We start from the raw sequence: 13,127 nt of genomic DNA on the forward strand, positions 1-13,127 counted from the left end.
CAATTAGCAACAGAGTGAGACTAATGATAAACGTACATCCGCCAGAGGCACGACCTTTATAAGAGCATGAAAGAACATCAACTTATTGAATTTTTAGGATTTTATTGGCCGGATAAGGCATTCACGCCGCATCCGGCACAGACAATCAAATATTACAGAACGATTAATCCACGTATTTCATCGCGACCCTTGAAGTCAGGCGCGTAATAAGTTCGTAAGCGCTTACTTTCGTCATTTCAGCGATACGTTCTACGGGCAAACCTTCGCCCCATAAAATGACCGGATCCCCGGCTTTGTCCTGCGCCTGTGGACCTAAGTCTACGCAGATCATATCCATCGCCACGCGCCCGACAATCGGTACTTCGCGACCGTTCACCAGCACTGGCGTACCGGACGGCGCGGCGCGCGGATAACCATCGCCATAGCCCATCGCGACTACGCCAAGACGGGTATCACGTTCGCTTACCCAGGTTCCACCATAACCAACAGGCTCTCCGGCTTTATGCTCACGCACGGCAATCAGGCTGGAGGTTAGTGACATCACTGGCTGACAGCCAAAATCGGCACCGGTGGAGCGATCTTCCAGCGGCGAGACGCCATAAAGAATGATGCCCGGGCGCACCCAGTCAAAATGCGACTGTGGCCACAGCAGAATGCCACCCGACGCGGCAATGGAACGTTGACCAGGTTTGCCTTCGCAAAAGGTATTAAAGATAGCGAGTTGTTTCTCGGTTGCGCCACATTTTGGTTCATCCGCGCGCGCAAAATGGCTGACGATATTCACCGGCTGACGAACGTTTTTGCACTGGGTCAGGCGATGATAAAACGCCTCAGCCTGTTCCGGCCTTACGCCCAGACGGTGCATACCGGTATCGAGTTTCATCCAGACGGTAACCGGCTCGTCCAAGCTAGCCTCTTCCAGCGCAGCCAGCTGTTCTTCGTTATGCACGGCGGTATGAAAATGTTGCGCAGAAATCGTCGGCAGATCTCTGGCATCAAAAAAGCCTTCGAGTAACAGTACAGGTTTGGTGATTCCCCCCGCACGCAGTCGCAGAGCTTCTTCGAGACGGGCTACGCCAAAGGCGTCAGCATCGGGGAGCGTTCGCGCGGTCTCAAGAAGACCGTGACCATAAGCGTTCGCTTTCACCACCGCAACCATTTTACTGGCAGGTGCCAGTTCACGAAGACGTTGCAGGTTGTGTCGCAGAGCGCGGCGGTTAATCACAACAGTTGCCGCTTGCATTTGTGTTCCTTGATAATTGTTTGCTTTAATTACCTAATTCATAAAATAATTATTATTCGTCGTCGTACTGCGGCCCCGCATAGTTGTCGAAGCGCGACCATTGACCGTTAAAGGTCAGGCGTACCGTCCCGATTGGGCCGTTACGTTGTTTACCGATAATAATTTCCGCGATGCCTTTTAAATCACTGTTTTCGTGATACACCTCATCACGATAGATAAACATGATCAAGTCCGCATCCTGCTCGATAGAGCCAGATTCACGCAGGTCGGAGTTGACCGGACGTTTGTCGGCACGTTGTTCCAGAGAACGGTTCAACTGGGACAGCGCCACCACCGGCACGTTCAGTTCTTTCGCCAGTGCTTTCAGCGAGCGGGAGATTTCTGCAATTTCCAGCGTACGGTTATCGGAAAGCGCCGGTACGCGCATCAGTTGCAGGTAGTCGATCATGATAAGCCCGATGCCGCCGTGTTCACGGGCAATACGGCGTGCGCGGGAACGCACTTCCGTTGGCGTCAGGCCGGAAGAGTCATCGATATAGATATTGCGTTTTTCGAGCAAAATACCCATGGTGCCGGAAATGCGCGCCCAGTCTTCATCATCGAGCTGCCCGGTACGGATTTTAGTCTGGTCAACGCGCGACAGCGACGCCAGAGAACGCATCATGATCTGTTCTGATGGCATCTCCAGCGAGAAGATAAGTACTGGTTTATCCTGCAACATTGCCGCGTTTTCGACGAGGTTCATCGCAAATGTTGTTTTACCCATCGACGGACGCGCGGCGACGATGATCAAATCCGACGGCTGCAAGCCAGCGGTTTTTTTGTTGAGATCGTCATAACCGGTGTTTACCCCGGTAACGCCATCGTGTGGCTGCTGAAACAACTGCTCAATACGCGCCACGGTTGCGTCGAGCACATCGGCGATGTTCTTCGGCCCTTCGTCTTTGTTTGCACGACTTTCGGCAATTTTAAAGACGCGGGATTCAGCAAGGTCCAGCAGATCTTCGCTGGTACGCCCCTGCGGATCAAAACCGGCTTCAGCAATCTCATTCGCAACCGAGATCATCTCACGGACAACGGCACGTTCACGCACGATGTCCGCATAAGCACTGATGTTCGCCGCACTTGGCGTATTTTTTGACAGCTCTGCCAGATAAGCAAAACCACCGACGCTATCGAGTTGCCCCTGGCGTTCCAACGATTCCGCAAGGGTAATCAGATCGATAGGACTACCGCTTTCCTGCAAACGCGCCATTTCAGTAAAGATATGACGGTGTGGGCGGGTGTAAAAATCGTCTGCTACCACACGCTCGGCTACATCATCCCAGCGTTCGTTATCCAGCATTAAACCGCCCAACACCGACTGCTCCGCTTCGATCGAGTGCGGAGGCACTTTCAGCCCGGCAACTTGTGGATCGCGTTCGCGGGGTTCAGCCTGCTGTTTGTTGAAGGGTTTATTTCCTGCCATAGTGAATGGAGTTACCGAAATAAAGAATGGGTCGAAACTTTACCATATGAAGCAGACCCTGACGATACGTTCTGGAGGACACATGGCAACACGAATTGAATTTCACAAGCACGGTGGCCCGGAAGTACTTCAAGCCGTAGAGTTCACTCCTGCCGATCCGGCGGAGAATGAAATCCAGGTCGAAAATAAAGCCATCGGCATCAATTTTATCGACACGTATATCCGCAGCGGCCTTTACCCGCCGCCATCGCTACCCAGCGGATTAGGTACCGAAGCGGCAGGCATCGTGAGTAAAGTCGGCAGTGGTGTAAAGCATATTAAGGCTGGCGATCATGTAGTCTATGCGCAGTCGGCGTTAGGCGCTTACAGCTCTGTGCATAACATTAATGCGGATAAAGCGGCGATTCTGCCTGCGGCAATTTCTTTTGAGCAAGCTGCGGCATCCTTCCTGAAAGGCTTAACGGTTTATTATCTGCTGCGCAAAACCTATGAAATTAAACCCGATGAACAGTTCCTGTTCCACGCAGCGGCTGGCGGCATTGGCTTAATTGCCTGCCAGTGGGCAAAAGCCCTGGGCGCGAAACTCATCGGCACCGTAGGAACCGCGCAAAAAGCGCAGAGCGCGCTAAAAGCCGGCGCGTGGCAGGTTATTAACTATCGTGAAGAGAATCTGGTCGAGCGATTGAAAGAGATCACCGGCGGTAAGAAAGTGCGCGTAGTGTACGATTCCGTGGGCAGAGACACCTGGGAACGGTCGCTGGATTGCCTGCAACGCCGCGGCTTAATGGTCAGTTTTGGCAACTCATCAGGTGCGGTTACCGGTGTGAACTTAGGCATTCTCAATCAAAAAGGCTCGTTGTATGTGACACGCCCTTCCCTGCAAGGCTATATCACCACGCGGGAGGAATTAACCGAGGCCAGTAATGAACTGTTCTCTTTGATTGCCAGCGGTGTGATTAAGGTCGATGTCGCCGAGCAGCAGAAATATCCGCTGAAGGATGCGCAGCGTGCGCATGAGATTCTGGAAAGCCGGGCGACGCAAGGTTCCAGCCTGCTGATTCCATAAAAGAAATAGGGCTTCCACCTGGGAAGCCCTTTCTTTTTATAGTTCGGCTGTATGTAGGGTACAGCACGATGAATCTGTTAGAGGCGCAATAGTGACAGATTTGATTATCAATTCCTATTTTGTTCTAAGGATAAAACCTTAGGTTGTGATCATCCGCACAATCCCTTAGTAACGCCAGCGGTCATAACGCTGATATTTCGGCATTTTTGGTGCTTTAATCGCCTTAATAACCCACACCACCGCAATCGCCAGTAGTAACCACGGCAGCAACTTAATCATCAATGCCAGCATACCGCCGAGGAACATAATGGCCGTCGCCACAACCAGCGCGGCGATAATGCCCAGCAACGAAACGCCGGTGACCATCAGCATGACAAAAAAGCCAATCACAAAAAGTAGTTCCAGCATGATGCTCTCCCAAATATGAAATCTCTTGCTGGCATTACAAGAATCATGCCAAAAATAATCTATTGATTTAACAGCAAAACGCCCCGCGACGGTGCGCAGGGCGTGGTGAATTTGACTACTTTTTGGTGAAAAGTTAACGCTTATCCGCCACCAGTTTGAGCGCGTGTTCCAGCACGTTAATGTCAGCACCCGCTTTATGGGCATTTTCACTTAAATAACGCCGCCACTGCCGCGCGCCAGGAATACCCTGGAACAAACCCAGCATATGCCGGATAATATGGCCGAGATACGTCCCCTGGCTGAGTTCATGCTCAATGTACGGATACATGGCACGCACTACTGCCACCGGATCGGCATCGGTATCCGAGGAACCAAAGATCTCCCGGTCTACCGCCGCCAGAATACCCGGATTCTGATACGCCTCGCGCCCGACCATCACGCCATCCATATGTTGCAAATGCGCTTTAGCTTCTTCCAGCGACTTGATACCACCGTTAATCGACATTGTCAGATGCGGGAAGTCACGCTTCAGTTGATACACACGCGGATAATCGAGCGGCGGGATTTCACGGTTTTCTTTCGGGCTTAACCCCGAAAGCCAGGCTTTACGTGCGTGGATGATGAACATCTCACACTCGCCTTTGCCGGAAACGGTATTGATGAAATCGCAGAGAAATTCATAGCTGTCCTGGTCGTCGATGCCAATACGCGTTTTCACCGTCACCGGAATCGACACCACATCGCGCATCGCTTTCACGCAGTCGGCAACCAGCTGCGCATTACCCATCAGACACGCACCAAACATGCCGTTCTGCACCCGGTCAGACGGGCAGCCGACATTCAGGTTGATCTCATCATATCCGCGCGCTTCTGCCAGCTTTGCACACTGCGCCAGCGCCGCCGGATCGCTACCGCCCAGTTGCAACGCTACCGGATGTTCTTCTTCACTGTACGCCAGATAATCACCTTTACCGTGAATTATCGCCCCTGTGGTCACCATTTCGGTATAAAGCAACGTATTGCGGGAAAGCAGACGCAAGAAATAGCGGCAATGTCTGTCCGTCCAGTCGAGCATTGGTGCAACACTAAACCGACCACTCCAGTGAACGTCAGTTTTTTCAGGCATTGCGCTGGTTTGGTTGATTTTTTGCATTTCAGAATTACCGTGCATTTTCAAATGTAGAGATTATTTTATCGATATATCATGGGGTTATGTTATTCAGCTTCACTGTTCAGGAGGCTCAATAGCGGGGTACTATACCATAACAACAGGAAGCGCCTGTCTCATTGCAAAAGAAAATTGAGATCCTCTCAAGGCATGAAGCTCTCACGAAGTGATGGAAATAATCTTATTAGCCGTTAACTTTGTTAAGGCCAATGATAAACAATCCAGGTTCGACGATAAATAAAAAATCACACATTAAACTCTGGTGATATATCTCCCTGCTAATAGCATTGATAGAGAAAAAAGAACCCAATAAATATTGGGTCCTTTTATATAATGCCTTCCATACTATCGAAGAACTTCACATATTATTTCTCCGATTTAACCCCGAACAAGTCATAAATTAATTTAGAAGTGTCTGTAAGTATTTTAATCTCTTCCTTTGAGGTTGGGTCAAACGACTTCGCGAAGCTAATTAATTGTGGTGCAGCATCTCGCATTTTGCTTAAAATATCAGGATCGAGCGTTCCTTCATTCACCAGATGTGACATCTTATCCAGATAGCCATCAAAATTCATTTCTCCCCCATCTGCCAGACGCTTCATCTCTCCTAGGTACTTCTTCATATCACGTTGATATAATTTTTCAAACTGAGCTTTCAGGTAGCTCTCATTATTTTCATTAATATACACTGTTTCTGATAAATCTGCGTAGGCACTAGAATATGAAAGTGAAATTAACAGCGAAGCAAATAATTTTAAGCTGTTGTCATCATGTTCCTGGCAGGCATTAACAAACGTTAAAAAACCAGAACCTATTGCTTGAAAATGTATATTCGCTAAAGGTTCATTATCCTTAGATTCCTCATAAAATAGCTGAACCGTGGAGGGAAGGCCATTCTTAGTTTCTACATCAAAAGTACATTGTTCAATGGGCATTGCATCTTTATTATCCCCAGGATTACATATACTATTAATCGCGAAATGAAAAATAGCCCGGTCAACAACTGATGCAATAAAGTCACGATCGTTTAAATCCTCATCAGTGCAATCGTCAGTATACTTATTGACCCACATTTTGAGATCATTTATGTGCTCAATTAAAAACACATTTTTTTACGTGCATGCCATAAATTATGCGTGATTCGTTGAATAAACAAATCTATTTTTGCAATAATTATATCCCGATGACGCAGCGCTGCATAATCAATAGATTTACCATATATATTATTTAATTTACCTTTGATTGAACCTCTATTATCCAATTTATCTTTGGTTGCATCTTTATTTTCGAATTGATTTGAATTGAGTGTTTTATTAAAGTATCCAGTTGCACCGGGTATTATCTTCAACATGATTCATCTACCTTTTTTGTCGTACCGTGTCCTCCTTATAATTCTTTTGCCATCTGGTCACTATCAAAAATCGCTCATAATTTCTGAACTACAGGTATGCGTTTAAACCCAGTTAAATAAATAGCGAGTTAACTTGAAGCAATTTATTTAAAAATGAATTATTAATTATTATCGTGTTGATAATGGTACGATAAGGCAACACAACACCTTACCTACAAAACAGAAAATCAACATTACGGCAACAATAAGGGTTCTCGGTGTTTTTCCTGGAACATGGTAAAGTAAGGACATTCTTAACCCCCACTTTGAGGTGCCCGATGGAAAAGACCACAACGCAGGAGTTATTAGCGCAGGCTGAAAAAATCTGCGCGCAGCGTAATGTGCGCCTGACCCCACAGCGCCTGGAAGTGTTGCGCCTGATGAGTCTGCAGGATGGCGCTATCAGCGCTTATGATCTGCTTGATTTACTGCGCGAAGCTGAACCGCAAGCCAAGCCGCCAACGGTTTATCGCGCGCTGGATTTTCTGCTTGAGCAAGGTTTTGTGCATAAGGTGGAATCCACCAACAGTTATGTGCTCTGTCATCTGTTCGACCAGCCCACGCATACGTCAGCCATGTTTATTTGCGATCGCTGCGGCGCGGTGAAAGAAGAGTGTGCAGAAGGCGTGGAAGACATTATGCATACGCTGGCGGCAAAAATGGGGTTTGCCCTGCGGCATAATGTGATTGAAGCACATGGGCTCTGTGCGGCATGCGTGGAAGTGGAAGCGTGTCGTCATCCTGAACAGTGCCAGCATGATCACTCTGTGCAGGTGAAAAAGAAACCGCGTTAAGAGGGCGTACATCCTTGTACACGTCGGGCAGGAGGGATTAATTACCAGCGATATTCATTGCGGGTTTCCCAATCCACGACCTCTTTTTCTGCCTGATCTTTCTGATAACCATAACGTTCCTGGATTTTACCGACCAGTTGATCACGTTTACCTTCAATGATCGTCATATCATCATCGGTCAGTTTGCCCCATTGCTCTTTCACTTTACCTTTAAACTGTTTCCAGTTACCGCCGGCTTCATCTTTATTCATAATCAAGACCTCATCGTTAGGTTGTGAATGAGAGTACGTTCACTTTTCTTCTGAACGTGAGATTAAGTGTAGTCAGCAATTTGGCTTAGGATAATTTATTCAGAATTTTTAACCGTCACGTTGCGGCAAACCAGGTACCGTTGCGCCAGTGACGCCGCCAGATAGCCGCCAGAGAAAGCCCGCGCAACGCCAGAAAGACGGTTAATGCCAGCCACAAACCATGATTACCCAGCCACGGCAGCGTAAGGAGCGTCAGCGCAAAACCTGCGGCGGCCACCGCCATACTGTTACGCATTTCGGCGGCACGCGTTGCGCCTATAAACATGCCGTCCAGCAGATAACACCAGACGCCAACCAACGGCAAAATCACCTGCCAGATAAGATAGCGGTCAGCCAGCTGCTGAATCTGGGTTAACGACGTCAGCAACGCAATGATGTGTTCCCCTGCCAGCAAATAAACCACCGAAAATAGTAACGCTACAATCCCCGACTGGCGGCACGCTGCCCGCCATACATCCAGCAACTGGCTACCGTCGCGCGCACCGTATGCCTGACCGGAGTGCGCTTCAACCGCGTAGGCAAAACCATCAAGCGCATAGGCGGTAAAGGTGAGTAGCGTCATCAGAACCGCGTTAACAGCGATAATGTCACTCCCCAGTCGCGCACCAAGTACGGTGATCGCGCCGAAACAGAGTTGCAACAACAGCGAACGCAGCATGATATCGCGGTTAAGCGCCAGCAAGCGACGGAAGTTTCCTCGCCAGGCAGTTTTCAGCATTTCGCCGGAAATTCCGCGTAGTTTGAGGATTTTACGCACCATTAGCAGACCAATCAGCAATGTTGCATATTCCGCAATAACCGTCGCCAGCGCCGCGCCCTGCACGTTCATATGCAGCCCCATCACCAGCCAGACATCCAGCACAATGTTGAGGATATTGCCGACCACTAACAAAATTACTGGCGCACGGGCATATTGCACGCCGAGTAACCAACCGAGTAATACCAGATTCGCCAGCGACGCCGGAGCGCTTAACCAGCGGATTTCAAGAAAGCGCCGCGCCTGTTCCAGGACCGCTTCACTACCGCCAACAATATGCAGCGCCAGATCGATAATCGGCGTACGCAACAGCGCAATTAACGCCCCGGCCCCCAACGCCAACAGCAACGGTTGCACCAGCGCACGGGCTAATGCCTGAGGATTTTTGGCACCATAAGCCTGCGCAGTCAGCCCGGTGGTGCTCATGCGTAAAAACAGCAACAGCATAAAGAGAAAGCTGGTCGCCGTTGCACCAACCGCCACGCCGCCCAAATAAACCGGACTATCAAGATGACCAATTACCGCCGTATCGACCAGTCCCAGCAACGGAACGGTGATATTGGAGAAAATCATGGGTAAGGCGAGATGCCAGAGTGCTTTATCAGATGAAGTGAGGAATGCCATGCAGACAAGCCTGATGAAGAGAGATGAAAAACAAACCGCGACGCCAAGCGGCATCGCGGTCTCAGAGATATGTTACAGCCAGTCGCCGTTGCGAATAACCCCAACCGCCAGCCCTTCAATGGTGAAGCTCTGCTGACGAAGGTCAACGACAATTGGTTTAAACTCGCTATTTTCTGGCAACAGTTCGACTTTATTGCCCTGTTTTTTCAGGCGCTTAACGGTAACTTCGTCATCAATACGTGCGACAACGACCTGACCGTTACGTACATCCTGAGTTTTATGCACTGCCAGCAAGTCGCCATCCATAATGCCGATATCTTTCATCGACATCCCGCTGACGCGCAGCAGGAAATCAGCATTCGGCTTGAACAAGGAAGGATCGACCTGATAATGACCTTCAATATGCTGTTGCGCCAGAAGCGGTTCACCGGCAGCCACACGACCTACCAGCGGCAACCCTTCTTCCTCTTCCTGCAACAGACGAATCCCGCGTGATGCGCCGGAAACAATTTCAATAACGCCTTTGCGTGCCAGCGCCTTCAGATGTTCTTCAGCCGCGTTTGGGGAACGGAACCCCAAACGCTGCGCGATTTCCGCACGCGTCGGCGGCATACCTGTCTGGCTGATGTGATCACGGATGAGATCAAACACCTCTTGTTGCCTGGCCGTTAACGCTTTCATTCCGCCCCCTGGGTGTATATACAGTTATACTGTGAGTATATACAGCAAAAGGCGATTTTGGAACCATAAACTGCACAATAAACCAGAGATTTATCGAAATCTGGAAGGGTTATCCAAAATGCGACCATAACAGGATGCACCAGGTAATCACGGCGACGATAATGGCAATCAGCACCGCGGCGGATCCCATATCTTTTGCGCGTCCGGAAAGCTCATGGTATTCAGAGCCAATTCGGTCAACCACTGCTTCGATGGCGCTATTGAGGATTTCCACAATCATCACCAGCATCACGGAGCTGATAAGCAGCACGCGGGTAATTGCGTCCACATCCAGCCAGCAGGCGATGACCACCGCCAACAATACCGCTACGCCTTCCTGACGGAATGCCGCTTCGTTGATCCATGCAGCGCGTAAACCTTTCCAGGAATAGCCAGCAGCTTTGATAATTCGGGTGAATCCAGTTGTATTATTGGCCATTGAAAGAACCTTTTTACATTATGAGCGTCAATATCAGTGTACCGTTAAATCCGATGATTCGGGTTTGCGTAACGCCGCGCGAAACATGAGCGGATACCACAGAATTTCCCATGACTTTCTGCTATCCTTGCCGCGCATTTGCATTATTAACCAGAGGCTTTACATCGTTTATGTCCGGCTGGCCACGAATTTACTACAAATTACTGAATTTACCATTAAGCATCCTGGTAAAAAGCAAGTCTATTCCGGCAGATCCTGCCCCGGAACTGGGGCTGGATACCTCTCGTCCAATTATGTACGTTTTACCGTACAACTCGAAAGCAGATTTGCTGACGTTGCGCGCCCAGTGTCTGGCACATGATTTGCCTGACCCGTTAGAGCCGCTGGAAATCGACGGCACGCTACTGCCGCGCTATGTGTTCATTCACGGCGGGCCGCGTGTATTCACCTATTACACGCCGAAAGAAGAGTCTATTAAGCTTTTCCACGACTATCTCGATTTGCACCGTAGCAACCCAAATCTGGATGTGCAGATGGTGCCAGTATCGGTGATGTTTGGTCGCGCGCCGGGGCGTGAAAAAGGCGAAGTGAACCCGCCGCTGCGTATGCTTAACGGCGTACAGAAATTTTTCGCTGTACTGTGGCTCGGTCGCGACAGTTTTGTGCGTTTCTCGCCGTCAGTGTCGCTGCGCCGTATGGCGGATGAACACGGCACGGATAAAACTATCGCTCAGAAACTGGCGCGCGTGGCGCGTATGCACTTTGCCCGTCAACGTCTGGCTGCCGTAGGCCCACGTCTGCCTGCTCGTCAGGATCTGTTTAATAAGCTGCTCGCCTCCCGCGCCATTGCCAAAGCGGTAGAAGATGAAGCGCGCAGCAAAAAAATCTCCCATGAAAAAGCGCAGCAGAACGCGATTGCGCTGATGGAAGAGATTGCGGCGAATTTCTCTTACGAGATGATCCGCCTGACTGACCGCATTCTGGGCTTCACCTGGAACCGATTTTATCAGGGCATCAACGTCCATAACGCCGAGCGCGTTCGCCAGCTGGCCCACGACGGTCATGAGCTGGTGTATGTGCCTTGCCACCGCAGTCACATGGACTACCTGCTACTTTCTTACGTGCTGTACCACCAGGGGCTGGTGCCGCCGCATATCGCCGCCGGGATCAACCTGAACTTCTGGCCGGCCGGGCCGATTTTCCGCCGTCTGGGGGCGTTCTTTATTCGCCGTACTTTTAAAGGCAATAAACTTTATTCCACCGTTTTCCGTGAGTATCTCGGCGAACTGTTCAGCCGTGGTTATTCCGTCGAGTACTTCGTGGAAGGCGGTCGTTCCCGCACGGGGCGTTTGCTGGATCCGAAAACCGGTACGCTGTCGATGACCATTCAGGCGATGCTGCGTGGCGGCACGCGTCCGATTACGCTGATTCCGATCTATATCGGTTATGAGCACGTCATGGAAGTGGGTACTTACGCCAAAGAACTGCGCGGCGCGACGAAAGAGAAAGAGAGCCTGCCGCAGATGCTGCGCGGTTTAAGCAAGCTGCGTAATCTCGGTCAGGGTTACGTCAACTTCGGTGAACCAATGCCGTTGATGACCTACCTTAACCAGCACGTACCAGACTGGCGTGAATCTATCGATCCCATCGAAGCGGTGCGTCCGGCCTGGTTAACGCCGACGGTCAATAATATTGCTGCCGATCTGATGGTACGCATTAACAACGCAGGCGCGGCAAACGCCATGAACCTGTGCTGTACTGCGCTACTGGCATCACGTCAGCGCTCACTCACCCGCGAGCAGTTAACCGAGCAACTCAACTGCTACCTGGATCTGATGCGCAACGTACCTTACTCCACGGACTCTACCGTTCCTTCAGCCAGCGCCAGCGAGCTTATCGATCACGCGCTGCAAATGAACAAGTTTGAAGTCGAGAAAGACACTATCGGCGACATCATCATTCTGCCACGCGAGCAAGCGGTGCTGATGACCTACTATCGCAACAACATTGCGCATATGTTGGTGCTGCCTTCGCTGATGGCGGCAATTGTCACCCAGCATCGCCACATCTCCCGCGACGTATTGATGGAGCACGTCAATGTGCTTTACCCAATGCTGAAAGCGGAGCTGTTCCTGCGCTGGGATCGCGACGAGTTGCCGGACGTTATTGATGCGCTGGCAAATGAGATGCAACGTCAGGGGCTGATTACCCTGCAAGATGATGAGTTGCATATCAACCCGGCGCATTCTCGCACCCTACAGCTGCTGGCCGCAGGCGCGCGCGAAACGCTGCAACGTTATGCCATCACCTTCTGGTTGTTGAGTGCCAACCCGTCGATCAACCGCGGTACGCTGGAGAAAGAGAGCCGCACCGTTGCGCAACGTCTCTCCGTGCTGCACGGCATCAACGCGCCGGAGTTCTTCGACAAGGCGGTGTTCAGTTCTCTGGTGCTGACGCTGCGTGATGAAGGGTATATCAGCGATAGCGGCGATGCCGAACCAGCAGAAACGATGAAGGTTTATCAGTTGCTGGCGGAGTTGATTACATCAGACGTGCGTTTGACGATTGAGAGTGCGACGCAGGGCGAAGGGTAATCAGAGAGAATTGCCGGATGCGGCGAAAACGCCTTATCCGGCCTACCATGACCTGCAAATTCAATAAATTGCGATTCACCGGGTAGGCCTGAGAAGCGCAACGCATCAGGCAACCCAGAAGAAAGCCGGATGATCATCCGGCTTT

General features: G+C 50.4%; 13 protein-coding genes. 3 read left to right on the forward strand and 10 right to left on the reverse strand.

Features of this window, described 5'->3' with window-relative positions; genetic code table 11:
• Window positions 1-163: 163 nt before the first annotated feature.
• Together alr and dnaB are read right to left on the reverse strand one after the other, a co-directional pair.
• Window positions 164-1,243 carry an alanine racemase gene (gene alr, locus SF4152; protein NP_709867.1) on the reverse strand — a complete coding sequence of 360 codons (1,080 nt, stop codon included), beginning with the start codon at window positions 1,241-1,243 and terminating at the stop codon, window positions 164-166.
• A 52-nt stretch (window positions 1,244-1,295) separates the two neighbouring features.
• Window positions 1,296-2,711: a replicative DNA helicase gene (gene dnaB / locus SF4154; RefSeq protein NP_709868.1), complete on the reverse strand. Its 1,416-nt coding sequence runs from the start codon at window positions 2,709-2,711 to the stop codon at window positions 1,296-1,298.
• Between the two features lie 82 nt (window positions 2,712-2,793).
• On the opposite strand from dnaB, the gene qor reads away from it, so the two are divergent.
• Window positions 2,794-3,777: an NADPH-dependent quinone oxidoreductase gene (gene qor / locus SF4153; protein NP_709869.2), complete on the forward strand. Its 984-nt coding sequence runs from the start codon at window positions 2,794-2,796 to the stop codon at window positions 3,775-3,777.
• Window positions 3,778-3,942: 165 nt separating this feature from the next.
• Here qor and yjbO read toward each other — a convergent pair whose 3' ends face one another.
• The 4 genes from yjbO to yjbL form a co-directional block, all read right to left on the reverse strand.
• A complete protein-coding gene (yjbO, locus tag SF4155) occupies window positions 3,943-4,185 on the reverse strand; it encodes a hypothetical protein (protein ID NP_709870.4) in 243 nt (80 codons plus the stop codon).
• Between the two features lie 133 nt (window positions 4,186-4,318).
• Window positions 4,319-5,338, reverse strand: coding sequence for a tRNA-dihydrouridine synthase A (yjbN, locus tag SF4156; RefSeq protein NP_709871.2), 1,020 nt, complete (start codon window positions 5,336-5,338; stop codon window positions 4,319-4,321).
• 380 nt (window positions 5,339-5,718) lie between these two features.
• Complete coding sequence (yjbM, locus tag SF4157; protein NP_709872.1) at window positions 5,719-6,426, reverse strand: hypothetical protein; 708 nt, start codon at window positions 6,424-6,426, stop codon at window positions 5,719-5,721.
• Window positions 6,427-6,449: 23 nt separating this feature from the next.
• Window positions 6,450-6,704 carry a hypothetical protein gene (gene yjbL / locus SF4158; RefSeq protein NP_709873.1) on the reverse strand — a complete coding sequence of 85 codons (255 nt, stop codon included), beginning with the start codon at window positions 6,702-6,704 and terminating at the stop codon, window positions 6,450-6,452.
• 257 nt (window positions 6,705-6,961) lie between these two features.
• On the opposite strand from yjbL, the gene yjbK reads away from it, so the two are divergent.
• A complete protein-coding gene (yjbK, locus tag SF4159; protein ID NP_709874.3) occupies window positions 6,962-7,537 on the forward strand; it encodes a regulator in 576 nt (191 codons plus the stop codon).
• 41 nt (window positions 7,538-7,578) lie between these two features.
• On the opposite strand, the gene yjbJ is transcribed toward yjbK, so the two are convergent.
• From yjbJ to dgkA, 4 genes are all read right to left on the reverse strand, one after another.
• Window positions 7,579-7,788, reverse strand: a complete 210-nt coding sequence (yjbJ, locus tag SF4160) for a hypothetical protein (RefSeq protein NP_709875.2) — start codon at window positions 7,786-7,788, stop codon at window positions 7,579-7,581.
• 115 nt (window positions 7,789-7,903) lie between these two features.
• Complete coding sequence (gene dinF, locus SF4161) at window positions 7,904-9,283, reverse strand: DNA-damage-inducible protein F (protein ID NP_709876.3); 1,380 nt, start codon at window positions 9,281-9,283, stop codon at window positions 7,904-7,906.
• A gap of 18 nt (window positions 9,284-9,301) precedes the next feature.
• Window positions 9,302-9,910, reverse strand: coding sequence for a LexA repressor (gene lexA / locus SF4162; RefSeq protein ID NP_709877.1), 609 nt, complete (start codon window positions 9,908-9,910; stop codon window positions 9,302-9,304).
• Between the two features lie 109 nt (window positions 9,911-10,019).
• Window positions 10,020-10,388 (reverse strand): diacylglycerol kinase, encoded by a 369-nt coding sequence (dgkA, locus tag SF4163; protein NP_709878.1) that lies wholly within the window; start codon window positions 10,386-10,388, stop codon window positions 10,020-10,022.
• A 110-nt stretch (window positions 10,389-10,498) separates the two neighbouring features.
• Here dgkA and plsB point away from each other — a divergent pair, with 110 nt between their 5' ends.
• Complete coding sequence (plsB, locus tag SF4164) at window positions 10,499-12,982, forward strand: glycerol-3-phosphate acyltransferase (RefSeq protein ID NP_709879.4); 2,484 nt, start codon at window positions 10,499-10,501, stop codon at window positions 12,980-12,982.
• Window positions 12,983-13,127 lie beyond the last annotated feature (145 nt).

Origin of the sequence: Shigella flexneri 2a str. 301, assembly GCF_000006925.2 — a bacterium.
In the GTDB taxonomy this organism is placed as follows: Bacteria; Pseudomonadota; Gammaproteobacteria; order Enterobacterales; family Enterobacteriaceae; genus ECMA0423.